This is a genomic window from Paracoccus sp. IB05 (assembly GCF_016405985.1).
Taxonomy (GTDB): domain Bacteria; phylum Pseudomonadota; class Alphaproteobacteria; order Rhodobacterales; family Rhodobacteraceae; genus Pseudogemmobacter.
In genome coordinates, this window is sequence record NZ_JAEFCF010000004.1 from 103,241 (window position 1) to 126,640 (window position 23,400).

Genomic DNA, 23,400 nt, shown 5'->3' on the forward strand with positions numbered 1-23,400 from the left:
GCCCGATCTGCCCGGCCGGGTCCCGTGGTATGAGGAAATTGGCTGCGTCATCGCCGATGGAGCCCGTGATACCCGAAAATGCCATGATGCCATGACGCCATCGCAGAGCGCGGGGCGCATGCTGCATCGGGCAGTCTCCCGAACCAATGGCGTTCGCGCCCTCTCCCTCTCCCACACAGGAACGCGAAACCAGGGAAGACCGTCACCGCCGGAGCCGCGCCGAAACGAAAAGGCATTGTCAGAAAATCCTGGGCCAATGCCTCATGGTGCGGGACTTCGATCGCAAGCTCGCTGAACTAAAGGTCCGTACACCCCTCACAAAGGCCTTGCGATAATCCGGCCCGGGACAGCGCAGACCCGGCTGTCAGCTGATTTCTGCAATACAGCCGCTGGTGCTCATGGACGGTCCCGGGGTGGCGATGGTGAGAGAGGCCGCCGGACCGCGTGTCTGCCGCCAAACCAGGGTCTGGCCGCGTTCTCCAGAGCATTGGGACGAGGAAGCCATCCGCCATTATCTGCAGAAGGCGGATGGCCTGAAACTGACCTGCGATCCGGTGCTAAGGATCGGATTTGACCGCGCGATGGCGGCGCCCCTGCCCGATGGCCGGGTGCTGCCTGACCTGTGCGGGGGTATCCCGCTGGCCGGCGCATTGCGGGGAGCGCTGAGCCCCCCGCAAAACCGTCAGAAGATCAGGAAGTCGACCGCCGTGACCACCGCCCCGGCCTGCAATGTCGCGATCAGCACCGCCGCGCCGCCGCCATTGCCATCGGCGTCGAACCAGACGGTGCTGTCGGTGGTGCGATACATGAAGCGGGTGCCGGCGCTTGCCGCGACATTGGTGGCGCCAGACTGGAAAGCCGCCCCTGGCAGCGCCCCTGCCACTAACCCGCCGCCAAAGCCCGCCGCCGAGAACTGGAACGCATCATTATTGCCCGCAGCATTGCCGAAATCCATGATCCTGTCGCCGCCGTCACCGGGGCTGATATAGCGGAAGACGTCATTGCCCTGGCCGCCTGCCAGAGTATCGACGCCCGCGCCGCCGCGCAGAATGTCATTGCCGTTGCGGCCATGCAGCCAGTCATTGCCATCCTCGCCGGTCAGCACATTATTCGAGTTATTGCCGGTGATGATGTCATTGCCCTGCGATCCGAAGACATTCTCCATATTGTAGTACTGATCGCCCAGCGACTGGCCGGCATTGTTCCGCGTGTAATCCAGCGCCACGATCACCGAACCGCCCTGGCGGAAATCCAGCACATCGGCACCATTACCGCCATTGACGATTTCCGCGACAAGCGGGTTCAGAATGAAGGTGTCGTTGCCGTCGCCGCCGAAGACAATCCCGTCAATCGTGCCGCTGCGATTGTCGAGAACGTCATTGCCGCTTCCAAGTTCGACATCTCCGGTGATCAGCCCGCGATTGAGCAGGTAGTCATTGCCGTCAAGCTGGAATATCTTGCCGGTGATTGTGCCATAGTTGAACAGCCGGTCGTCGAAACTTGCATCGCCGTAATAGGCGGCCGTTCCTCCGGTTATCGTGCCGTGATTGTAAGTGGTTACTGCAGTTCCGGCGGCGTCGGATACGGAATAGATCTGCAGGCCATAACCTCCGCTGCTGATCAGGCCGGTATTGATCAGAACCGCGGTATCAGCGCCCAGGTTAATCCCGTTTGTGAGCCCCGTCACCGATCCCTGATTGACGATACGTGTGCTGGTGACGCTGGTGACATAGATGCCCGATCCGACGGAGGAACTGACCGAGCCACCGGCAAGGATCTCGACCCGAAGGTTGCTGCCGGCGCCCCAGGAGAGACCGGAACCCCAGGCATGGATTTCGCCGGCAACAGTGACCTGTTGCGAACTTCCGCCGCCAGTGACGGCGGCGTTGTCGGAACTGAGGACAGTGGCACCTCTGCCGACATAAAGGCTGTCTGCAGTGCCGAGGTCATGCCGTATTCCTGTGCCGGCATTGATTCCGAGCGTATAAACGAGGGCCATTTCGCGGGACTCCTGTAACTGGGAATGATGATAGGGGGATGCGATTTCGTCAGGCCGGGTATTGTCTGCTGCCTTGCGTGCGGGACGCAGTAAATGGCGCCACCGGGAAGAGGCGCCGCGCCGGGCCGACGGGGCAGGTATGTCCATATGCTGCTGTGGCGCCTCAGCTCCGGTCTGGCCGGAACTGGTCTGTCCGGAACCGGGCGGTCACAGCGCAAATTAGCCGCCCGATTCCTGAATTTCGCAAGCACGATTTCGAAGACAGGCCATTTCAGGGGCGTATCTGGCGGGGTCAGCTGCGGCGGAAGGTGAGGTTCAGCCGCATATCACCGCAAACCGGATGTGTGCCCGGTTTCAGCGAATCGATCCCGTGGAAATACAGCCGCGAGGGGCCACCCCAGACCACGACATCGCCATGCAAAAGCGGGATCTTCCGTGCCGGGTCGCTGCGGTTCAGCCCGCCAAAGCGGAAGATCGCGGCGAGGCCCAGCGAGACCGAGACGATGGGCTGCGAGAAATCGGCCTCGTCCTGATCCTGGTGCAGCGCCATTTTTGCGCCGGGCTGGTAACGGTTGATCAGGCAGACATCCGGGGCAAAGCCGGGATAGCCGGCCTCTGCGGCGGCATCCTGCGCGAGGGCGCGGAAGGGGGCCGGCATTGCGGGCCAGGGCGCGCCGGTTTCGGGATCAAGCGCCTGATAGCGATAGCCCCGCCGGTCACTGACCCAGCCGCCGCTGCCGCAATTCGTCATTGCAACCGACATGGCAAAGCCGCCGCGGGTGACCATATGGCGAAAGGGCGAGATGGCGGCGACCGCCGATATCGCATTGGCCAGCGCCCGGGCCTCGGTACCTGCATAGTACCTGAGCAGAACCGCACCGGGGGCCAGGTCTTCGCGACTCCGTTGCGGGAGGTCTGCGCCTCCGAAAAGATCTGTCATTGCCGCCTCCGCGCCTTATGGCAGTATCGCCTCCCGGATGGCGGAGCGCAAAAGAAAAGGGCCGTCCCGGGCTGATCCCGGGCGACCCCATCCGTCTTGCAACCGGTCTTCTGGCCTGATCAGAAGATCAGCCGTTGACCAGGTCTTTAAGAGCTTTGGCGATGGTGAATTTCACCTGCTTGTCGGCCGGTTTGGTCATGGTTTCACCGGTGGCCGGGTTGCGGACCTGACGCTCGGGGCGCTCTTTGCAGGCCACTTTGCCGAGGCCCGGCAGGGTGATCGCACCACCTGCGGTGACTTCCTTCGCCACCACATCAGCAATCGCATCCAGTGCGGCCGAAGCGGTTTTCTTGTCGGCGCCCATTGCTTCGGCAAGGGCAGCCACAAGCTGGGTCTTGGTCATCGGCTTGGACATTGGTGTCTCCTGTTCTCGTTCGGCTTGTCCTTCTGATCCCGGGCCCGCAATTGCGGCTTCGGGACCCCCTTTTCAGGGCTGTCGCTCAGTCACCTGGAAAGCGGGGCGAAATCAAGCCCCAGAACGCAGCCGGGGCCGGAAATCAGCGGTTTTCACCGGAATTCCCCATGTCTCACAGGAATGCGGTTTCCTCAAAGCTGCGCAATTTGCGCGAATGGATGCGTTCCAACGGGGTTTCGCGCAACAGCTCCATCGCGCGGATGCCGATCTGCAGGTGCCGCCCGACCTGGGCCTGGTAGAATTCGGTCGCCATGCCGGGAAGCTTCAGCTCGCCATGCAGGGGTTTGTCGGACACGCAAAGCAGCGTCCCGTAAGGCACCCGGAAGCGGAACCCGTTGGCCGCGATGGTGGCCGATTCCATATCCAGCCCCACCGCGCGCGACTGCGACAGCCGGCGCACCGGGCCGGACTGATCGCGCAGCTCCCAGTTGCGATTGTCGATGGTGGCGACAGTGCCGGTGCGCATGATGCGCTTGAGCTCATAGCCTTCCAGCTGGGTGACCTCTTCGACCGCGTCTTCAAGGGCGATCTGGATCTCGGCCAGCGCCGGGATCGGCACCCAGACCGGCAGATCGTCATCAAGCACGTGATCCTCGCGCAAATAGGCATGGGCGAGGACGTAATCGCCAAGGGCCTGGGTGTTTCTGAGACCGGCGCAATGGCCGACCATCAGCCAGGCATGCGGACGCAGGACCGCGATATGATCGGTGGCGGTTTTGGCATTTGACGGCCCGACACCGATATTGACCAGCGTGATGCCGTCCCCATCCGGGCGTTTCAGGTGATAGGTCGGCATTTGCGGCATTTTCGACGGCGGGAGGATCCTGCCATCCCCGGAGGTGATCTCCTGATCGCCGGTTGCGACAAAGCTGGAATAGCCGGAATCGGGATTGTCCAAGGCCGCGCGGGCGAAGGCCTCGAATTCATCGACATAGAACTGGTAATTGGTGAACAGAACATGGTTCTGGAAATGCCGCGGGCTGGTCGCGGTATAATGCGCCAGCCGTGCCAGGCTGTAATCGACACGCTGCGCGGTAAAGGGCGCGAGCGGCATCGAGCCATCGGCGAAATGTTCAAGCGTTCCGTTGACGATGTCGTCATTGGTGGTCGCAAGGTCCGGCACGTCGAACACATCGCGCAGCGGGAAATCCAGCGCGCCGGCCTGGGGGATGATCAGGTCGGGCTGACCCGCCACCGCGAAATGCAGCGGGATCGGCGTGACCGAGGGGCCAATGGTGACCGGCACCCCGTGATTGCGGATCAGCAGGCCGATCTGCTGGATCAGATAATTGCGAAACAGATCGGGGCGGGTCACGGTGGTGGAATAGGTGCCTGGCCGCGCCACATGGCCAAAGGACAGGCGGGTGTCGACATTTGAGAAACTGTCGACCACAAGGCGGATTTCCGGGTAATAGGCGCGGATCCGGTGTGCCGGGCGGCCAGTGATCAGCGCCTCGCGGAACTGGCTGATCAGATGGGCGGTGGCCTCGTCATAAAGCACATGCAGCCGGTCAACGGCTTCGGTGGCATCGGTGAAGCTTTGCGCTTCGCTCGGGTCTGGCAAAAGAAGGATCGACACTTGTCCGTTTTGTCCTTTGGATCGCTGCGGCCTGACGGAGTATCGGGAGAGACATCCGGCGGGCCATCTGGCTGAGTTAAGCGCAAAGCAGGGCGCTGAGGCAAGTGAACTCCAGGTAACAGGGGCGTGGGGCCGAGCGGGGCGCTTGCACAGGCGCGCGTGCAGAGAGATAGTCGCGGCCATGAAAACACTGCTTTCTCTTGGACATGGATATTGCGCGGCTGCGCTGGCGCGCGGGCTTTTGGCCGAGGGCTGGACCGTGATCGGCACCACCCGCGATGCGGCAAAGGCGGCGGCGCTGGAGGCTTTGGGCATCGAGCCTCTGGTCTGGGATCCGGCGCGGGGCGCGGATCTTGCGCCTGCACTGGCGCGCGCCACGCATATCCTGCATTCCGCGAGCCCCGATGAGGCGGGCGATCCCTTCCTGATGGCCTGGCCCGGGATCCGCGAGGCGCAGGTGGAATGGATGGGATATCTTTCGACCACCGGGGTTTATGGCGACACGCGTGGCGCCTGGGTGGATGAAACCTCGCCGGTTCTGCCGGCGCGGGCGCGTTCGGGCGAGCGGGTCCGCGCCGAGCGCGACTGGCTGACGAGCGGGCTGCCGGTGCAGGTGTTTCGCCTGGCCGGGATTTACGGGCCGGGGCGCGGGCCGTTTGAGAAGATCCGCAATGGCTCGGCCCGGCGGATCCTGAAAGCGGGCCAGGTGTTTTCGCGCATCCATGTCGATGACATCGTGCAGGTGCTGCGGGCCTCGATGGCGGCGCCGGTGCCGGGGCGGATCTATAATATCTGCGACGACCTGCCCTCATCCGCCGCCGAGGTGCTGAGCTTTGCCGCCGGGCTTTTGGGCCTGCCGGAGCCGCCGGCGGTGGAATTTGCCGAGGCGAGGATGGGGCCGCTTGCGCGCAGCTTCTATGAGGAATGCCGGCGGGTCCGGAATACACGGATCCGGGAAGAGCTGGGGGTGCGGCTTTTATATCCGGATTACCGGGCGGGGCTGCGGGGGATCCTCGCGGCTGAGGGTTGAGAGGATGGCTGGCGGCGGGAGCCTCCGGCGGGGATATTTAAGAGACAGAAAATGAGCGGGGCCGGACCAGGGCCTGGGCGAGGCGTGATGGTGACGGTTCCGGATTTCAGTTTTGAGGCGGAGGCGCTGGCAGGTGGCGCCGCTTTCGTCGTGGGTGTCGATGAGGTCGGACGCGGGCCGATTGCGGGACCGGTGACGGCGGCGGCGGTGCGGCTGGATCCGGGGAATATTCCCGAGGGGCTCAGGGACAGCAAGGCGATGAGCCAGGCGGCGCGCGAGCGGCTTTCAGACTGGCTTCTGACCCATGCGGCCGTGTCGGTCGCACATGCCAGCGTCGAAGAGATTGACGAGATCAATATTCTGCGTGCGAGCCATCTTGCGATGGAACGGGCGGTGGCGGGGCTGGGGCAGGGGCCCGATTTCGCCCTGATCGATGGCAATCTTTTGCCGCGCGGTCTGACGATCCCTGCCCGGGCGCTGGTCAGGGGCGATGCCCGCTGCCAGTCGATTGCTGCCGCATCAATTGTCGCCAAGGTTGCGCGCGACCGGATCATGGTGGATCTGGCGCAACAGTTTCCCGGTTATGGCTGGGAGCGGAACGCCGGCTACCCGACAAAGGCGCATCTCCAGGCGCTCCTGGATTTTGGCGTGACCCCCGTGCATAGACGGTCTTTCAAACCTATCCACAACATCTTGTATCAAGGTATTTATGTAACCCCTTGATTCAATAAACAATTTGACGCCGAATCAGTTCTGACTCATCTTTATCCACAAGACGGCACACAAGAATTGCCGCGAGCAGAGGCAGAATATGGCGACGAAAAAAGCACCGGCGGAGCATGCGCTTCCGCTGAACGAAATTCTTGCGGGTGATTGCATCGAGATCATGGAGAGCCTGCCGGCGGGCTCGGTAGACCTGATTTTTGCGGACCCGCCTTACAACCTTCAGCTGAAGGGCGATTTGCATCGGCCGGATAATTCCAAGGTCGATGCGGTGGATGATCACTGGGATCAGTTCGCCTCTTTCGCGACTTACGATGAATTCACCAAACGCTGGCTGGCGGCGGCAAAGCGGCTGTTGAAGCCCAATGGCGCGATCTGGGTGATCGGGTCTTACCACAATGTCTTCCGTCTGGGCGCCGAGCTGCAGAACCAGGGCTACTGGATTCTGAACGACGTGGTCTGGCGCAAATCGAACCCGATGCCGAATTTCAAAGGCAAGCGCCTGACCAATGCGCATGAGACGCTGATCTGGGCCTCGAAAGACGAAAAAGCGAAATATACCTTCAATTACGAGGCCCTGAAGGCCCTGAACGAAGGCATTCAGATGCGCTCGGACTGGGTGATCCCGATCTGCACCGGGCATGAGCGTCTGAAAAATGAGGATGGCGACAAGGCGCATCCGACGCAAAAGCCCGAGGCGCTTTTGCACCGTGTCTTGCTGGCGACGACCAATCCGGGCGATGTCGTGCTGGATCCGTTCTTTGGCACCGGCACCACGGGGGCTGTCGCCAAGATGCTGGGCCGCGATTTCATCGGGATCGAACGCGAGGAAGCCTATCGCAAGGCCGCGCTGGAGCGGCTGGCGCGGGTGCGCAAATATGACGCCTCGGCGCTGGAGATCACCGGATCGAAACGGGCCGAACCGCGGGTGCCCTTCGGCCAGGTGGTGGAACGCGGCATGTTGCGCCCGGGGGAGGAGCTCTGGTCGCTGGGCAATCGCTACAAGGCCAAGGTGCGCGCCGATGGCACGCTGATCGGCAATGATGTCAAGGGCTCGATCCACCAGGTGGGGGCGGCCTATGAACGGGCGCCGTCCTGCAATGGATGGACCTACTGGCATTTCAAACGCGACGGGAAAATGATCCCGATCGATATCCTCCGCCAGCAGATCCGGGCCGAAATGGGGGCAGATGCAGGTGGGGCTGCGCGCCCGAACTGACGCGATTCCCATAAGATACACGAACGCCTGCGCCCCGGTCCGCCTGGGGTGCCACTGCCCCGCCATGTTTACATGGCGGGGCCTTTTGGTTGCGCGCGCCCTGGAGGGTCAGATGTTCTTCGCGGCGAAAGTCGCGAATTTTTCCAGCACGGTGCCGAGGAATTTTGCGGTATCTGGTTTCAGCCCGCCCTTTTCATCCAGCATGTTCTGCACCTGGGCCAGATAGGCTTCTGGCTGTTGCAGCGTTGGCATGTCGAGGAAGACCAGCGACTGGCGCAGATGGTGATTGGCGCCGAAGCCGGAAATGGCGCCCATCGAAGCCGAGATCACCGCAGCCGGCTTGCCGCCCCAGACACTGTGCCCATAGGGGCGCGAGCCGACATCCAATGCGTTTTTCAGCACCGCCGGCACCGAGCGGTTATATTCCGGCGTGACAAAGATCACCGCCTGTTTCGCCGCAATTGCCTTGCGGAATGCGGTCCAGGCGGCGGGTGGCGTGCCCTCGTCCAGATCCTGGTTGTAAAAGGGCAGATCCCCGATCGGGATGATCTCAAGGGTCATGCCCCCGGGTGCAAGGGCCTGCAGCCCTTTGGCGACCGAGAGATTGTAAGACCCGGCGCGCAGGCTTCCGACCAGGACGGCGACTTCCAGCTTGGACATTTGAAGGCTTCCTTCTGTTGATCCACGCGCTCAGTGTTGCGTATTCCGGCCCGGGCGTCACAGGTCCTGTGCGGATCGGCAAGGATCAGCCGTGAGGCTCAGCCGCGCCCGACATAGGGCATCGCGGTTGCCATGATCGTCGTGAAGAGCGTGTTCACCGTCAGCGGCTGGCGCGCGATCATCACGATGGCCTCGGCGACATGGGCGACATCCATCACCGGCTCGGGCCGGATGCTGCCATCGGCCTGAAGCATGCCCTTCGGCATTTCAGCCGTCATCGGCGTTGCGGCATTGCCGATATCGATCTGGCCGACTGCAATGCCATGTTCGCGCCCCTCAAGTGCGAGCGCCTTGGTCAGCCCGGTCACCGCATGTTTCGACGCCGCGTAAGAGATCGTCTGCGGTCGTGGCACATAGGCCGAGATCGAGCCATTGTTGAGGATGCGCCCGCCTTTGGGGGTCTGCACCAGCATCTGCCGCCAGGCCTCGCGCGCGCAGTAGAAGGCGCCGTTCAGATTGATCGCAATCACCGCATCCCATGAGTCCGGCGTGGTATCCTCGACCCGCGCCTGGCCGCCAAAGGCGCCGGCATTGTTGAAGAGGAAATCGATCCGGCCAAAACGCGCGACGATCTGCGCGAAAGCCTCGCGGACCGCGTCGGACTGGCTCAGATCGGCGGTGACGATCAGCGCGCGGTCGGGATCTGCGCTGTGAGCCGCCGTTTCCGCCAGGGGCGCCTTGCGACGGCCGATCAGCGCACAGCGATAGCCCGCCGCGATCAGCGCCAGCGCCACAGCGCGCCCGATCCCCGATCCGGCGCCGGTGATCACCGCGACCGGCAATTCGCTTTGTGTCATCTCAGCCCTCCCCGGCCTCGGTAATATCCACCGAATGGCGTCCCTCCTGCTGGCCGTCAAGCCGCAGCATCCCCGTCACCGGCGCCACATCCCCATAGTCGCGGCCCATGCCGACATCTATATGATCCGCGCCGGTGAAACAGGCATTTGTCGGATCATAGTCGATCCAGCCGCGCTGGCTGCCGCCCCAGGCCCGGACCCAGGCATGCATCGCATCGGCACCGACAAGGCGCTTTTGGCCGGGCGGCGGCAGGGTGCGCAGATAGCCCGCCACATAACCTGCCGGAATGCCAAGGCTTCTGAGGCCACCCACCATGATCTGCGCGAAATCCTGACAGACGCCGTGGCGTGCGGCAAAGGCCTCGGCCGGCGATGTGTCGACATCGGTGGCGCCGGTCTCGAACCTCATATGGTCATGGAGCATGAGGCCAAGCCGTTCGGTCACCACCGCCACGCTGTCGCCCGGCCTCAGCGCGCCGGCCGCAAAATCGCTGATGGCGCCCACCTCTGGGATACGGCGCGAGGGCAGGTGGTAATGCAGCGGCGATGTCGGCCCGAGGCTGCGGCATTGCGCGATCTCGGGGCCGAGTTGGGAGACCGGCATCGAGAGGTCGAGCCCCTCGGGCTCTGCCAGCCGCTCGACCTCGGCTTCAAGGCGCAGCTCAAGCCGCGTCAGCCCGGCGGGGATCGCCGCCTCAACGACAGCAGTGCCGAAAAAATCGGTAAAAAAACCCAGCTCGCCCGGTTCCGGCTCCAGCGTGACCAGGGATCCCAGAAGACGCTGGCGCCCGGGCAGCGTGGCGGGAAGGATGCGGAAATGCTGCCGCCCGGCGCCGCTGGGCCGGTCGAATTCATAGCTGATCTGCAGGCGCAGGTTATAGAGGCTCATCGGAAATAGCGCTCCGAGATCAGGTCTGAAACCTCGCCCAGCCGCACCTGCACGGCATAGAGCGCTGCACTGTCGAGCGTTTCCGGCGTGGCGGTGGCGAGGTCGGTCTGCAGCCGCAACAGCGCACGGGCGGGTGCACTCAGCCGGTTTTCGACCAGGGCCTCGGGCAGCATCCGGATCAGATCCATCATGCCATCGACCTGGTTGCGGATCGCGCGCGGGTTCAGCGGGTCCAGCGCCAGAAGCCCGATCACCGGCCCGCGCCCCGAGCTCATGGCATAGCGGCGCCGATGGATCATGACGGAATCGCCGAGCTCGATACACAGGTCGATGCCGCCGGGATCGGCTTCGGGATCTGTCAGCGCCGCCAGCCAGCCCGCCATATTTCGGGCGCGTTCCTGCATCCGCCCCAGCGTCAGAAACCGCCAGCCGATCAGCCGGTACATATTCTCATGCACCAGGCCCGAAAAGCCCGCGAGCTTGCGCAACAGTGCCGAAAGCGCCTGGGCCGCGTCATCTCCCGGGGTGACCTGCTGCGCCAGGCGCCGCGCCGATTTGTCGAGATCCTTCAGCGCCGCCCAGCCATCGGTCGAGAAGCGGTCGCGCAGCTGCGCCGCCGCGGTGACCGCGCGCCCGATCGTGTCCAAAAGCCCCTCGGGGATCGGATCGGCGGGGTCGAGACCGGCCGATTCCAGCAGCTGATCGGTCTCGTCCAGCAGAGGCAGCGATCCGGTGCCGCTTTCGGCGATGCGGCCATGGCGCGCGCGCAACAGCCGCACCATGCCCTCGCTGCGTTCGACATAGCGGCCCAGCCAGAACAGGTTGTCAGCGGCGCGGGCGGGCAGCTCGTCCGGTTCGGGCGTGCCGCTTTGCCCTGCCGGGCGGTTCATCAGCGTATCGCCGCCCACATGGTCGGGCGAAATGATCCAGACATCTGCCGCCCCGCCGCCCCGCTGCATCGCCAGCGCCGTCGGGTCAGTGGTGGCACCGATCCGGGCGAAACCGCCCTGCATCACCTTCCATCCCGAAGCGGTGCGCGCGAGATAGACCCTGAGCGACATCGGGCGCGGCGTGATCCTGCCCTCGACCAGCGCGGGGGTGGTTGAAAGCCGCACCACCTCTTGCGCCACCAGCCTGCCCTGGTCGCGTTCCAGCCGGTCACGCAGGGCGTCGGGCGTCAGGCTGGCCGCCGCGAGCGGGTCATCCATCCGGTCATAGGGCAGCCCGGTGCCAAGTGCGGGGGAAAGGATCATGCGATCCGCCGCCGCCATCACCGCCTGGCGGGCCGTGGCATCGCCGCACCACCAGGTCGCGATATTCGGCAGCATCAGCTCTGCCCCGGTCAGGACCGGCGCGAGGCGCGGCAGGAAGGCCATCATCGCCCGCGTCTCCAGCACGCCCGATCCCGGCGGGTTGACCATCGAAAGCCCGCCCTGGCGCAGCACCGAGACAAGGCCCGGGGTTCCCAGCCGCGAGGCGGGGTCCAGTTCCAGCGGGTCGGCAAAAGACCCGTCCAGCCGGCGCCAAAGCACATCCAGTGGTTTCAGCCCGGACACCGTGCGCAGCATCAGTCGGCCATTTTCGACCGTCAGATCCTCGCCCTGAACAAGGCTGATCCCAAGATATCGTGCAAGCCAGGCCTGTTCATACCAGGTCTCGTTCCAAGGCCCCGGCGTCAGGATCGCCACACGGGCGGCAGGATCCGCCCGCATCGACAGGAGGTGATCGCGAAACTCGCGGAAGAAGCCCGCAAGCCGGTGCAGCTGCGGACCAAAAAGCTGCGGGCCAAAGGCGCGGGTGGTGGCAACCCGGGTCTCAAGCGCATAGCCCGCGCCCGAAGGGGCCTCGGTCCGGTCCGCCAGCACCCACCATTGCCCGTCGGGGCCGCGCCCGATCTCAAAAGCGACGAAATGCAGGAAATGGCCGGAGCGTGGCGCGATCCCGACCATCGGCTGCGCCCATTCCGGGTTGCCGGCCAGCAATTCCGCTGGCAGATGCCCCTCTGCGACCATCCGGTTCGGCCCGTAAATATCGGCCATCAAAAGTTCCAGCAGATCCGCGCGCTGGATCAGCGCGGCGGAAAGCCGGGTCCAGTCGGCCTCGTCGATCAGCACCGGCAGATGGCTCAGCGGCCAGGGGCGCTCGACCGAAGCCGTACCGGCAGCGGTGTCATATTGACGGTAAATCACCCCGGAATCGCGCAGGTAAAGATCGGCGCGCTCGATCGCACGGGTGAGATCGGCGATGGAAAGCACCGCAAGATGGTCCAGCATCGGCTGCCAGAGCGGGCGGACCTGACCATCCGGCCCGATCAGCTCATCCGGGACGCCGGGCAGCGGCTGGTATCCGGCAAGACCGAAATCATGCCGGGCGAGGGGATCACCGGGGGAAGAAACATCACCAGTCATGGCGCGGATCAGATGCCGATGGGGCGTCTCAGGTCAAGGGTCAGCGGGAATTCCGGGTGACGGATCTCGGCCTGTGGGTGCCAGAGATTGCCGGTGCCGCCAAAAGGCTGGAACCGCGCGAGGCGCCGTGCCTCCGCCTCGTTGCCGTTGATCGGGAAAGTGTCGTAATTCCGCCCGCCAGGATGGGCGACATGATAAGTGCAGCCGCCCAGACTGCGCCCTGACCAGCGATCATAGAGGTCAAAGGACAAAGGCGCCTGGGATTTCAGGCGCGGGTGGATGGCCAGTGCCGGCTCCCATGCCTTGAACCGCAGGCCCGCCACCGCCTCGCCGCTGCGGGTAGCGGTCAGGGGCAGCTCGCGCCCATTGCAGGTCACGGCATAGCGGGACGGGTCCGCCGTGGTCAGTTTCACCTGGAGGCGTTCGGTCGAACTGTCGGTATAGCGCGCGGTGCCGCCTATGGCGCCGGTCTCGCCCAGAACATGCCAGGGCTCCAGCGCCTGGCGGATCTCGATATGGGTGCCCTCATATTCCACTTCGCCGCAGAAGGGGAAACGGAACTCTGCCTGCGCGCTGAACCATTCCTCTTTCAGATCAAAACCATGGGCGCGCAGATCGCCCAGAACGTCGCGGAAATCCTGCCAGACGAAATGCGGCAGCATGAAACGGTCATGCAGGCTGGTGCCCCAGCGGGTCAGCGGCCCGGAGGCCGGAGCGTTCCAGAATCGCGCGATCAGGGCGCGGATCAGGAGTTGCTGGGCCAGAGACATCCGCGCATCCGGCGGCATCTCGAAGCCACGGAATTCGACAAGGCCCAGCCGGCCGGTCGGACCATCCGGGGAATAGAGCTTGTCGATGCAGATCTCGGCGCGGTGGGTGTTGCCGGTCACATCGGTGAGCATGTTTCTCAGCAACCGGTCGGTCAGCCAGGGCACCGGCGGCTCACCCTCGGAAGGCGCGGGGATCTGCGACAGCGCGATCTCCATCTCGTAAAGCGCGTCATGGCGGGCCTCGTCGATGCGGGGCGCCTGGGAGGTCGGGCCGATGAAGAGGCCTGAGAACAGGTAGGACAGCGAAGGGTGCCGGTTCCAGTGCAGGATCAGCGAGCGCAACAGGTCAGGACGGCGCAGGAAGGGGCTGTCGAGCGTTGTGGCGCCGCCGACCACGACATGGTTGCCGCCCCCCGTGCCGGTATGTTTGCCGTCGATCATGAACTTCTCGGCGCAAAGACGGCTTTGGCGGGCATCCTCATAGACGCCATTGGTGATCGCGACGCAGTCTTCCCATGAGGTGGCCGGGTGGATATTCACCTCGATCACACCCGGATCGGGGGCAACGCGGATCACGTTCATCCGGGGGTCATGCGGCGGCTGATAGCCCTCGATATGGACTTTCAGACCCAGTTTTGCCGCCGCCGTCTCGGTCGCAGCCAGCAGGTCGAGGTAATCCTCAAGCCGCACCACCGGGGGCATGAAGACGGAAAGCCGCCCCTCGCGTGGCTCGATCGACAGCGCCGTGCGGACGGCACCGCCAAGTTCGGAACCGGCGATCTGTTCGGTGATCTGCTGGCCTCCGGGCGCGGCGGCAAAGCTGGCGCGGGGCTGCGGATGGGCGTCGGGTTTCGGCAGGTCGGGGCGGGGCTCGGTCGGATCGGCAGGGTTCAGCCAGGGATATTCTGCGGCGGAGAGATGCTTCAGACTGCCGAGCGGCAGCCGGTAGCCGACCGGGCTGTCGCCAGGGGTCAGAAAGACCTTGCCGCGGCGCATGGACCACAATTCAGACACCCATTTCCGCCCGTGGTCGCGCCCCTGCCAGGGCTGCACCGGCAGCACATAACCGACCGGTTCTGTCAGCCCGCGCGAGAAGACCTGCGAGATGCGATGCCGCGCCTCGGGGTCTTTCAGCTTTGGATTCTCGGGTGTGACGTTTTCCGGAAGATTGGCCTCTTTCACCAGCCATTCGGCGGGGTCTTCATAGGCGGGCAGGATAAAATCCTGCGGCAGATCAAGCTGTACCGCGATTTCCTTGAGCAGCGCCGCCGCCTGTTCGGGCGTCGCGCCCTGATCTTCGCCTTCGGGGGCGATCAGGCTGGCATCGCGCCAGACCGGATGGCCGTCCCGCCGCCAGTAAAGCGAGAAGGTCCAGCGCGGCAGGGTCTCGCCCGGATACCATTTGCCCTGGCCGTAATGCAGGAATCCCCCCGGCGCGAAACGGTCGCGCAAGCGGCGCACCATCTGATCGGCAAGGGCGCGTTTTTGTGGGCCCACGGCTTCGGAATTCCATTCCGGGCTTTCGAAATCATCGATGGAGACGAAGGTCGGCTCGCCGCCCATGGTGAGCCGCACATCCCCCGCCGCCAGCGCCTGATCGACGCGGGCGCCAAGGGCGTTCAGTTTCTCCCAGGCGGCATCGGAAAACGGTCTGGTGATGCGCGGATGCTCAGAGATCCGGGTCACGCGCATGTCGAAATCGAAGCCGACATTGGCGCGACCGGTAAAACCGCCGGTGATCGGGGCGGCATTCCGGTAATGCGGTGTCGCGGAAAGCGGGATATGGCTCTCGCCGGTCAGAAGGCCCGAGGTCGGGTCCAGCCCGATCCAGCCGGCGCCGGGCAGATAGACCTCGGCCCAGGCATGCAGATCGGTGAAATCGACCTCGGTTCCCGAGGGGCCATCCAGCGCCTTCAGATCCGGTTTCAGCTGGATCAGGTAACCCGAGACAAAGCGTGCAGCGAACCCCAGATGGCGCAAAAGATTGACCAGCAGCCAGGAGCTGTCGCGGCACGACCCCGAGGCAAGTTGCAACGTCTGCGCCGGCGTCTGGACGCCCGGCTCCATCCGGATCAGGTAATTCACCTCGGACGAGATCCGCGCGTTCAGCCCGACGATGAAATCGACAGTGCGCAATGGCGTGCGGCTGACCGAGGCGAGCAGGGCGTCGAATTCGGCGCCCTGTGGCTCCACCTGGCGATAGATCGACAGGTCCTGGATCAGATCGTCGGGATAGGTGAAGGGAAAGGTCCCGGCGCTTTCCTCGACGAAGAAATCAAACGGGTTGTAGACGGTCATATCGGCGACCAGATCAACCTCGATCTTCAGCTCGCGCACCGGTTCAGGAAAGACGAAACGCGCCAGCCAGTTGCCGTAAGGGTCTTGCTGGTGGTTCACGAAATGGCCGCCGGGGCTGACCCTGAGATTGTGACTGATCACCCGGGTGCGCGAATGCGGCGCCGGTCGCAGCCGGATCACCTGGGGGCCAAGCAGGACCGGCTGGTCATAGATGTAATGCGTCAGGTGATGGATTGCGGCCTTGATCGACATCGGAACTTCCTGTTGGCGACCGGCAACATGTTCCACCCCGGCCCGGAACCCCAGAGTTCAGGGCAAAGCCGGGCCGGACAAGGGGTTTTTGCCATCTCTTCGCGCAATTGGCGCAAATCCGGGCAATAACTGCCCGCCAATCGGGCAGTCTGCGGGGGTGCTACCCGTCAGCGGTTGTGACCGGCGGCTGCATTGGCGGCTGCATCGGCGGTGGCAAGGCATTCGTCTGCGGCTGGCGGCGCGCCTCGTCTTCCCGGATCTCGCGCTGCCATTCGCGCCAGATCGACATCAAAAGCGCCATCAGCACCGGCCCGACAAAGAGCCCGACAATGCCCATGGTCTTCACTCCTCCGATCAACCCGAAAAAGGTCGGCAGGAACGGCAGCCGCACCGGGCCACCGACCAGCATCGGGCGGATGGTCTTGTCGACGATGAACAGCTCGACTGTGCCCCAGGTGAACAGCGCGACCCCGGCCCAGGGCGAGCCCGAGGCGACCAGATACAGCGAGGCCAGGGTGAAGGACAAAGGCGCACCCCCGGGGATCAGCGCCATGACGGCGGTGATGACGGCGAAGGTGACGGGCGAGGGCAGGCCGGCGAAATAATAGGCGATGCCCAGCACCACGCCTTCGCCAATCGCGATCAGCGTCATGCCGGTCACTGTGGCCGAGATGGTCGCGGGCGCGATGCGCGACAGGCGATTCCAGCGCTCGGGCAGGATGCGGGCGCCGACGCGGTCGATTTGTTCCACCACGCGGTCACCGTCACGGTAGAACACGAACAGCGCGATCAGCATGAAAATCAGGTTCAGGAACAGGTGGAAGGCGGTCGATCCCGCGCTGAGCACGCCGCGATAGATCGAGCCGATATTCTCGCCCGAAATCAGCTGCACCAATTCCCCGAGGCCGCCGGGATGGCCGATGGTCGCGCGCCATTTCTCATCGATCCAGCCGCCGATCTGCGGCAGTTCGACCAGCCAGTGCGGCGGCGGCGTGCCGGTGCTGTTGATGCGGAACCCCCAGGAGATCCAGTCACGCAATTCATGGAAGGCGTAGAACAGCGCCGCAAGGATCGGCAGCACCAGAAAGCATAAAAGCACAAGCACCAGCGCCGTGGCGGTCAGGGTGCGCCCCAGCTTTGGCAGCGAGCGTTCGCGCAGGGGCCAGCTTGCGACCGCGATCACGGTGGCGGCCAGCACGGGCACGATGAAGCCGTAGAAGAAATAGACCGAGGCCGCGAGGATCGCGAGCAAGAGCCAGCGCGCCGCCGAAATATCGGTGATCAGCGGGCGACGATATCCTTGCCGCGTCTCCGCGGCAAAGGGTGGCTCGGGGCGGGGCGGATGCCCGGGGAGGGAAGGGGTCGTCGTTGCGGCCATGTTCCGATCTTTTCCATTTTCCGGCATAGTCGCGCCCCGGGACGCCAGTGTCGAGATGCCAGTGTCAGGACAGCGGCACTCCGGATCGCCGCTTCATGAGACATTCCGATGAAAATCTCGCTTCTGCGGCAGGATTATCGCGGCACTATGGCGGTGATGTCACCACCGCACATGGGGTGGCGAGCTGCGGACTGCAAGTGTTTATGATCTGCAAGTGGTTGCTTTCCCGGATCGTTTTGCGGTTTTGCCAATCTGCCGAAAGATTGGGCAGGGCAGGAATTTCCAGCGCGGCGCCCGTCTGTTCGCGACCGCAGTGGTTGTGATGCATATATTTGCAGATTATGGCCAAAGCCGAAAGCGACTGGCAAATCAGGGTGATCCTGACTGGAGGCGAAGCTATGGCTCCGAAATTTGGCACCAGTGGCCTGCGCGGCCTTGTGACCGAACTGACCGACGCGCTGGTGGCGGATTATATCCGCGCCTTTCTCGCGGCCTGCCCCACGGAAGGCGGCTCGGGCAGCGGGTTGTTTGTCGGTGAAGATCTGCGGCCCTCCAGCCCGGGCATTGCGCGCGTGGTGATTGAGACCGCGTTGAAAGAGGGCGTTGACGTCACTGTCTGTGGCGCGCTCCCGACGCCGGCGCTGGCCTGTCTCGCGCGCCGTGCCGGAGCGGCGGCGGTGATGGTGACCGGCAGCCATATCCCCGCGGATCGCAACGGGCTGAAATTCTACACGCCTGCGGGCGAGATCACCAAAGAGGATGAGACGGCGATCCTGGGCGCCCTTGGCCGCAATCCGGGTGATGCCGCCACTGGCGGCCGCCGGCTGCAGGAGGCCGGGGGCAATACCGCCTTCATTCACCGCTATGTGTCGGTCTTTGGCCCTGATGCGCTGCAAGGGCGGCGGATCGGCGTTTACAGCCATTCGGCGGTCGGGCGCGAGGTGATGCTTTCAACGCTGCGCGGGCTTGGCGCCGAGGCGATTGAGTTTGGCCATTCCGACAGCTTCATCCCGGTCGATACCGAAGCCGTTGACCCCGATGTTGCGCGCCGGATCGCGATCTGGGTGGCAGAGAACAGCCTTGATGCACTGATTTCGACCGATGGCGATTCCGATCGCCCGCTTCTGGCAGATGAGACCGGGCGCATCGTGCCGGGCGATATCCTCGGCCAGATCGCGGCGGCGGCGTTGGGGGCGGATACGGTGGTGACGCCGGTTTCCTCGAATTCGGGTGTGATGCGGAAGGGGTTTGCCTCGGTCAGGCGCACGAAGATCGGCTCGCCTTTCGTGATCGCCGCGATGGAGGCGGCGGGCGGGCGTGTCGTGGGGTATGAGGCGAATGGCGGCTTCCTGCTGGGCTTTGACGCGGTGCTGGCCGGCGGCGTGATCCAGGCGCTGCCGACCCGCGATTTCCTGCTGCCGATCCTGATGGTGCTGATCGCGGCGCAGGGCGGCACGGTCTCGACCCTTGTGGCGGGTGAGCCGCCGGTCGTGACCCTGTCGGACCGGCTGCAAGAAATCGCGCCCGAGCGCTCGGGCCCCTTTCTCGCGCGGCTGATCCGGGATGCGGGTGCGCGGGCGGCGTTTCTCGCCGGGCTTGGCCAGGAGGAAAAAGCTGTCGATCTGACTGACGGGTTGCGGATCACCCTGGCGACAGGCGCCATTCTGCATCTGCGCCCCTCTGGCAATGCGCCTGAATTCCGGCTTTACACCGAGGCGGAAGATGTGGGCGCGGCGCGGAATTTGATGGATCGCGGGCTTTCGGCCCTGCGGCAAGAGCTGATCGGATAAAGGTGATTTATGGCTGAGACACGCAAAGCGCTGGTGACGGGATCTTCGGGCTTTATCGGCTATCACCTCTGCCGTCGCCTGCTGGCGGATGGGTTCCAGGTGATCGGGCTCGACAATATGTCCGATTACTATGACGTGACGCTGAAACAGCGCCGCCAGGCGATGCTGAGCCAGGATCCGGGCTTCCAGGTGGTGAATGATTCGGTTGAGACACCCGGCCTGATGATGCAGCTGTTCGAGACGCATCGCCCCGATGTGGTGATCCATCTCGCCGCCCAGGCCGGGGTGCGCTATTCCATCGACAATCCGCGCGCCTATCTGGAAAGCAATATCACCGGCACTTTCGAGATATTAGAGGCCGCCCGCGCCTTCCCACCGCAGCATATGCTGCTGGCCTCGACCTCTTCGGCCTTTGGCGCCAATACCAAAATGCCCTATGCGGAAACCGACCGCGCCGATCATCAGATGTCGTTCTATGCCGCGACGAAAAAGGCGACCGAGGGCATGGCGCACAGCTATGCGCATCTTTTCGGCCTGCCGGTGACGATGTTCCGCTTCTTCACCGTTTACGGCCCCTGGGGGCGCCCGGATATGGCGCTGTTCAAATTCACCAAAAACATCCTCAAAGGCGAGGCCATCGACGTCTATAACCATGGCGATATGAAGCGCGACTTCACCTATATCGACGATCTGGTCGAGGGGATCCGCCTGTTGATCGACGCCGCCCCGGCGACGCCGGAAAATGGCGAAGTGCCCGAAGGCGACAGCCTTTCCCCTGTGGCGCCCTGGCGCGTGGTGAATATCGGGAACTCGGATGCTGTGCAGCTGACCGATTTCATTGCGGCCATCGAGACCGCCACCGGGCGCGAGGCGATCCGCAATCTGATGCCGATGCAGGCCGGTGACGTGCCCGCAACCTGGGCCGATGCCAGCCTGCTGAAAAGCCTGACCGGCTATCAGCCCAAAACCCGTGTGCCCGAAGGGGTGGCCGCCTTCGTTTCCTGGTATCGGGACTATTACAATGTCTGATGGCGCGGGGCTGCAGCATGTGCTGGTGACGGGCGGCGCGGGCTATATCGGCTCGCATGCCTGCAAGGCGCTGGCAAAGGCGGGGTTCATTCCGGTCGCCTTTGACAATCTTTCGACCGGCTGGGCGGAGGCGGTGAAATACGGGCCGCTGGCCGAGGGCGATCTGATGGACCGCGTTTCGATTGACGCGGCGCTGGCGCAGTACAAGCCGGTTGCAGTGATGCATTTCGCGGCACTCTCGCTGGTGGGCGAGTCGATGACAGACCCCGCGAAATACTGGCGCGTCAATGTCGGCGGCGCGCTGAACCTGGTTGAGGCGACCATCGCGGCGGGGATCCGGAATTTCGTGTTTTCCTCGACCTGCGCGACCTATGGCGACCAGGATGGGGTGGTTCTGACCGAAGACACGCCGCAATATCCGATCAATGCCTATGGCGGATCAAAGCGCGCCATCGAGGACATCCTGCGCGATTTCGGCGCCACGGGGGCGCTGGATCATGTGATCTTCCGTTACTTCAACGTGGCCGGCGCCGATCCCGAGGGTGAACTTGGCGAACAGCATTTCCCCGAGACGCATCTCATCCCGCTGATGCTGGATGCGGTGGCCGGCAAACGCCCGGCGCTGACCGTGTTCGGCACCGATTATGCCACGCGCGATGGCACTTGTGTGCGCGATTACGTCCATGTCTCGGACCTGGTCGATGCCCATGTACTGGGCCTGCGCTGGCTGATTTCCGGTAAGGGCAGCCGATCCTTCAACCTCGGCACCGGGGCTGGCTTTACCGTGCGCGAGGTGATTGACGCAAGCCGGGTGGTGACCAATCGCGAGGTGCCGGTGACCGAGGGCGCGCGTCGCGCCGGTGATGCGGTGGCGCTGGTATCGGGGTCTGAACGGGCAATCAGCGAGCTGGGCTGGAAGCCGGCACGCTCGACGCTCAGGCAGATGATCGGCGATGCCTGGGCCTGGGCTGGCAAGACGCCTTATCAGCGTTGATGTGGTGCGGGTACGGGGCTCCGGCCCCGCACCGAAACAATTTCCCGAAACTGATCAGGATATGACGCGGTTTGCGGATCATTTTCCCGATCGTCTCGCGTGTCAGTAGCTTGGTGGCGTAATCGCGCTGATTATTCTTGCCAGCCCGTCATCCAGGTTTCTGAAGCGATGCGGCAGGTTGCTGTCGAAGTAATAGCCATCGCCCGGGGTCAGCACCCAGGCCTGCTGGCCGACCGTCAGCTCGATCCGTCCCTCCAGCACCAGGCCGGCTTCCTGCGCATCATGCGAGAAGATATCGCCGGTATCGGCCAGCGGCTGATAGGTCTCCATCAACACCTGCATCTTGCGGGCAGGCTGGTTGAAGCCGATCACCCGGTAGGAAATTTCATCAGGATTTCCGATCTCTACGAAATCATCAGGGCGATAGACCGGGCTATATTCGTAGCTGCTTCTGAGCCCCGAGAAAAACTCGACCAAGGTGGTGCCAAGCGCATCCACCACAGCGCCCAGCGTGTCGACCGAGGGGCTCATCCGGTCGCGCTCGATCAGCGAGATGGTGGAATGCGAGATGCCGGCCCGGGTCGCAAGCTCGCGTGAGCTCAGCTGGCGACGGCGGCGCAATTCGCGCAAATGGCGACCGATCTGCGGCATATGGGCGCTCCCGAGGACTGGTTTTGGTGAGTATATGAACCGCACTCTCTCCGGGCAATTGCCGGAATCACGGAAAGCCGGAAGAATTGCGCTTCCCTGACCGGCCCCAATCTCATTTCAAACGATGGACCAGACGCAATGACCAGGCTTCCCGAGGCACTTGAAACCCGCATTTCCCGCGTGAAGGCGCCGGCCCGCGATGCGATCTCGGACAATTCGCCGGTTGAGGCGCTGGTGAAAGAGATCATCGCCAATGTCGCAGCGCATGGCGATGCTGCGGTGAGGGAATACTCGCTGAAATTCGACAAATCCGATCTGGAGGTGCTCGAAGTCAGCCTCGAGGCCCGCGAGGCCGCCGTTGCGCGGCTGGATCCGCAGACCCGCGCCGATACGCAATTTGCCATCGACAATGTGACGGCCTTTGCAAAGGCGCAGCTCGGCACCATCCTGCCGCTGGAGATCGAGACCCTGCCGGGTGTGCATCTCGGGCATCGCGTGATCCCGATTGACCGGGTGGGCTGCTATGTGCCGGGCGGGCGCTATCCGCTTTTGTCCGCGCCCGTCATGACCATCGTGCCGGCAAGGGTCGCGGGCGTGAAAGAGATCATCGCCTGCCTGCCGCCGAACGCCCATGAGGCGATGATCGCCGGCTGCCATATGTCCGGTGCGGATCGGATCTTCCGCGTTGGCGGTGCCCAGGCGATTGCGGCCATGGCCTGTGGCACGGCTTCGATCCCCAAGGCCGACAAGATCGTCGGGCCGGGCAATGCTTTCGTGAACGAGGCCAAGCGCCAGGTCTTTGGCCCGGTGGGGATCGACCAGCTCGCCGGCCCGTCCGAGATCTACACGCTCGCCGATGAGACCGGCAATCCGCGCATGATCGCGACCGATCTGCTGGCCCAGGCCGAGCATGACATCCGCACCCGTGTCGGCCTGATCACCACCGATCGCGCTTTGGCCGATGCGGTTCTGGCCGAGGTCGAAAACCAGCTGAAAGACCTGCCCACCGCGCCGGTCGCGGCCGAGGCCTGGCGCGATTACGGCGAGATCATGGTCGTGCCGGATGAGGCGACGATGATCCAGGTCTCTGACCTGATCGCGGCAGAGCACCTTCAGGTCCATACACGCGACCCGAAAGCCTTCGCGCTCCGGCTGACCTCCTATGGCTCGCTCTTCATCGGCGAGAATGCCTCGGTGGTTTATTCCGACAAATGCATCGGCACCAATCACACGCTGCCGACGATGGCGGCAGGGCGCTATACCGGCGGGTTGTGGGTCGGCGCCTATGTCAAGATCTGCACCCATCAATGGCTGGAAGCGGAGGCGATCCGTCAGGTGGCAGAACCCGCGATCCGGCAAAGCGCCTCGGAGGGTCTCGAGGGGCATCGCCGCGCAGCGGCCTTCCGACTTGAACAGAACTGAGAATGCGCTCGGTTCGCGCTTGTCAGAGTGTGGATGG

General features: G+C 63.9%; 18 protein-coding genes and 2 pseudogenes. 9 read left to right on the forward strand and 11 right to left on the reverse strand.

The window, feature by feature from the left end:
• Positions 1 to 28 precede the first annotated feature (28 nt).
• Positions 29 to 129 (forward strand): annotated as a pseudogene (locus JC607_RS25940) (IS5/IS1182 family transposase); the annotation flags it as partial.
• A gap of 71 nt (positions 130 to 200) precedes the next feature.
• Positions 201 to 335, forward strand: a pseudogene (locus JC607_RS25945) (IS5/IS1182 family transposase); the annotation flags it as partial.
• A 347-nt stretch (positions 336 to 682) separates the two neighbouring features.
• On the opposite strand, the gene JC607_RS04255 reads toward JC607_RS25945, so the two are convergent.
• The 4 genes from JC607_RS04255 to JC607_RS04270 all read right to left on the reverse strand — a co-directional run bounded on the left by JC607_RS04255 (position 683) and on the right by JC607_RS04270 (position 4,993).
• Positions 683 to 1,999, reverse strand: a complete 1,317-nt coding sequence (locus JC607_RS04255) for a calcium-binding protein (protein ID WP_198835702.1) — start codon at positions 1,997 to 1,999, stop codon at positions 683 to 685.
• A gap of 292 nt (positions 2,000 to 2,291) precedes the next feature.
• Entirely contained in the window at positions 2,292 to 2,939 is a 648-nt protein-coding gene (gene alkB, locus JC607_RS04260) for a DNA oxidative demethylase AlkB (protein WP_198835703.1), read from the reverse strand.
• Between the two features lie 127 nt (positions 2,940 to 3,066).
• On the reverse strand, positions 3,067 to 3,354 hold the full coding sequence (locus tag JC607_RS04265) for an HU family DNA-binding protein (RefSeq protein WP_198835704.1): 288 nt from the start codon (positions 3,352 to 3,354) through the stop codon (positions 3,067 to 3,069).
• A 172-nt stretch (positions 3,355 to 3,526) separates the two neighbouring features.
• Positions 3,527 to 4,993, reverse strand: coding sequence for an AMP nucleosidase (locus JC607_RS04270; protein WP_198835705.1), 1,467 nt, complete (start codon positions 4,991 to 4,993; stop codon positions 3,527 to 3,529).
• A 181-nt stretch (positions 4,994 to 5,174) separates the two neighbouring features.
• On the opposite strand from JC607_RS04270, the gene JC607_RS04275 reads away from it, so the two are divergent.
• The 3 genes from JC607_RS04275 to JC607_RS04285 all read left to right on the forward strand — a co-directional run bounded on the left by JC607_RS04275 (position 5,175) and on the right by JC607_RS04285 (position 7,965).
• Positions 5,175 to 6,023 carry an SDR family oxidoreductase gene (locus JC607_RS04275; protein WP_198835706.1) on the forward strand — a complete coding sequence of 283 codons (849 nt, stop codon included), beginning with the start codon at positions 5,175 to 5,177 and terminating at the stop codon, positions 6,021 to 6,023.
• Between the two features lie 84 nt (positions 6,024 to 6,107).
• Positions 6,108 to 6,746 carry a ribonuclease HII gene (locus tag JC607_RS04280; protein WP_198835784.1) on the forward strand — a complete coding sequence of 213 codons (639 nt, stop codon included), beginning with the start codon at positions 6,108 to 6,110 and terminating at the stop codon, positions 6,744 to 6,746.
• Between the two features lie 88 nt (positions 6,747 to 6,834).
• A complete protein-coding gene (locus JC607_RS04285) occupies positions 6,835 to 7,965 on the forward strand; it encodes a site-specific DNA-methyltransferase (protein ID WP_198835707.1) in 1,131 nt (376 codons plus the stop codon).
• 108 nt (positions 7,966 to 8,073) lie between these two features.
• Here the strand turns inward: JC607_RS04285 and JC607_RS04290 are convergent, their stop codons facing one another.
• The 6 genes from JC607_RS04290 to JC607_RS04315 form a co-directional block, all read right to left on the reverse strand.
• Positions 8,074 to 8,625, reverse strand: a complete 552-nt coding sequence (locus JC607_RS04290) for an NADPH-dependent FMN reductase (RefSeq protein WP_198835708.1) — start codon at positions 8,623 to 8,625, stop codon at positions 8,074 to 8,076.
• A gap of 98 nt (positions 8,626 to 8,723) precedes the next feature.
• Positions 8,724 to 9,482, reverse strand: a complete 759-nt coding sequence (locus JC607_RS04295; protein WP_198835709.1) for an SDR family oxidoreductase — start codon at positions 9,480 to 9,482, stop codon at positions 8,724 to 8,726.
• A gap of 1 nt (position 9,483) precedes the next feature.
• The gene (locus JC607_RS04300; protein WP_198835710.1) at positions 9,484 to 10,371 is read right to left on the reverse strand and encodes a transglutaminase family protein; all 888 of its coding nucleotides are present in this window, start codon (positions 10,369 to 10,371) and stop codon (positions 9,484 to 9,486) included.
• Positions 10,368 to 12,779, reverse strand: a complete 2,412-nt coding sequence (locus JC607_RS04305; RefSeq protein ID WP_198835711.1) for a circularly permuted type 2 ATP-grasp protein — start codon at positions 12,777 to 12,779, stop codon at positions 10,368 to 10,370. Before JC607_RS04305 ends, JC607_RS04300 begins: the two co-directional genes overlap by 4 nt.
• A gap of 8 nt (positions 12,780 to 12,787) precedes the next feature.
• Positions 12,788 to 16,099: a DUF2126 domain-containing protein gene (locus JC607_RS04310; protein ID WP_198835712.1), complete on the reverse strand. Its 3,312-nt coding sequence runs from the start codon at positions 16,097 to 16,099 to the stop codon at positions 12,788 to 12,790.
• Positions 16,100 to 16,259: 160 nt separating this feature from the next.
• Positions 16,260 to 17,477, reverse strand: coding sequence for an AI-2E family transporter (locus JC607_RS04315; RefSeq protein ID WP_198835713.1), 1,218 nt, complete (start codon positions 17,475 to 17,477; stop codon positions 16,260 to 16,262).
• A gap of 398 nt (positions 17,478 to 17,875) precedes the next feature.
• Between JC607_RS04315 and JC607_RS04320 the strand changes: the two genes are divergently transcribed.
• The 3 genes from JC607_RS04320 to galE are packed head-to-tail and all read left to right on the forward strand — an operon-like array spanning position 17,876 to position 21,290.
• Complete coding sequence (locus tag JC607_RS04320; RefSeq protein ID WP_198835714.1) at positions 17,876 to 19,267, forward strand: phosphomannomutase; 1,392 nt, start codon at positions 17,876 to 17,878, stop codon at positions 19,265 to 19,267.
• 9 nt (positions 19,268 to 19,276) lie between these two features.
• The gene (locus JC607_RS04325) at positions 19,277 to 20,296 is read left to right on the forward strand and encodes an SDR family NAD(P)-dependent oxidoreductase (RefSeq protein ID WP_198835715.1); all 1,020 of its coding nucleotides are present in this window, start codon (positions 19,277 to 19,279) and stop codon (positions 20,294 to 20,296) included.
• Positions 20,289 to 21,290: a UDP-glucose 4-epimerase GalE gene (galE, locus tag JC607_RS04330; protein ID WP_198835716.1), complete on the forward strand. Its 1,002-nt coding sequence runs from the start codon at positions 20,289 to 20,291 to the stop codon at positions 21,288 to 21,290. Before JC607_RS04325 ends, galE begins: the two co-directional genes overlap by 8 nt.
• Positions 21,291 to 21,392: 102 nt before the next feature.
• Here galE and JC607_RS04335 read toward each other — a convergent pair whose 3' ends face one another.
• The gene (locus JC607_RS04335; protein WP_198835717.1) at positions 21,393 to 21,941 is read right to left on the reverse strand and encodes a cupin domain-containing protein; all 549 of its coding nucleotides are present in this window, start codon (positions 21,939 to 21,941) and stop codon (positions 21,393 to 21,395) included.
• Between the two features lie 138 nt (positions 21,942 to 22,079).
• Here JC607_RS04335 and hisD point away from each other — a divergent pair, with 138 nt between their 5' ends.
• Positions 22,080 to 23,363: a histidinol dehydrogenase gene (hisD, locus tag JC607_RS04340; RefSeq protein WP_198835718.1), complete on the forward strand. Its 1,284-nt coding sequence runs from the start codon at positions 22,080 to 22,082 to the stop codon at positions 23,361 to 23,363.
• The last annotated feature ends 37 nt before the right edge of the window (positions 23,364 to 23,400 follow it).

Bases quoted from the DNA above. Each gene is read 5' to 3' on its own strand.
- JC607_RS04255 (WP_198835702.1), bottom strand. From the start codon at position 1,999: ATGGCCCTCGTTTATACGCTCGGAATCAATGCCGGCACAGGAATACGG.
- alkB (WP_198835703.1), bottom strand. From the start codon at position 2,939: ATGACAGATCTTTTCGGAGGCGCAGACCTCCCGCAACGGAGTCGCGAA.
- JC607_RS04265 (WP_198835704.1), bottom strand. From the start codon at position 3,354: ATGTCCAAGCCGATGACCAAGACCCAGCTTGTGGCTGCCCTTGCCGAA.
- JC607_RS04275 (WP_198835706.1), top strand. From the start codon at position 5,175: ATGAAAACACTGCTTTCTCTTGGACATGGATATTGCGCGGCTGCGCTG.
- JC607_RS04285 (WP_198835707.1), top strand. From the start codon at position 6,835: ATGGCGACGAAAAAAGCACCGGCGGAGCATGCGCTTCCGCTGAACGAA.
- JC607_RS04290 (WP_198835708.1), bottom strand. From the start codon at position 8,625: ATGTCCAAGCTGGAAGTCGCCGTCCTGGTCGGAAGCCTGCGCGCCGGG.
- JC607_RS04295 (WP_198835709.1), bottom strand. From the start codon at position 9,482: ATGACACAAAGCGAATTGCCGGTCGCGGTGATCACCGGCGCCGGATCG.
- JC607_RS04300 (WP_198835710.1), bottom strand. From the start codon at position 10,371: ATGAGCCTCTATAACCTGCGCCTGCAGATCAGCTATGAATTCGACCGG.
- JC607_RS04305 (WP_198835711.1), bottom strand. From the start codon at position 12,779: ATGACTGGTGATGTTTCTTCCCCCGGTGATCCCCTCGCCCGGCATGAT.
- JC607_RS04310 (WP_198835712.1), bottom strand. From the start codon at position 16,099: ATGTCGATCAAGGCCGCAATCCATCACCTGACGCATTACATCTATGAC.
- JC607_RS04315 (WP_198835713.1), bottom strand. From the start codon at position 17,477: ATGGCCGCAACGACGACCCCTTCCCTCCCCGGGCATCCGCCCCGCCCC.
- JC607_RS04320 (WP_198835714.1), top strand. From the start codon at position 17,876: ATGGCTCCGAAATTTGGCACCAGTGGCCTGCGCGGCCTTGTGACCGAA.
- JC607_RS04325 (WP_198835715.1), top strand. From the start codon at position 19,277: ATGGCTGAGACACGCAAAGCGCTGGTGACGGGATCTTCGGGCTTTATC.
- galE (WP_198835716.1), top strand. From the start codon at position 20,289: ATGTCTGATGGCGCGGGGCTGCAGCATGTGCTGGTGACGGGCGGCGCG.
- JC607_RS04335 (WP_198835717.1), bottom strand. From the start codon at position 21,941: ATGCCGCAGATCGGTCGCCATTTGCGCGAATTGCGCCGCCGTCGCCAG.
- hisD (WP_198835718.1), top strand. From the start codon at position 22,080: ATGACCAGGCTTCCCGAGGCACTTGAAACCCGCATTTCCCGCGTGAAG.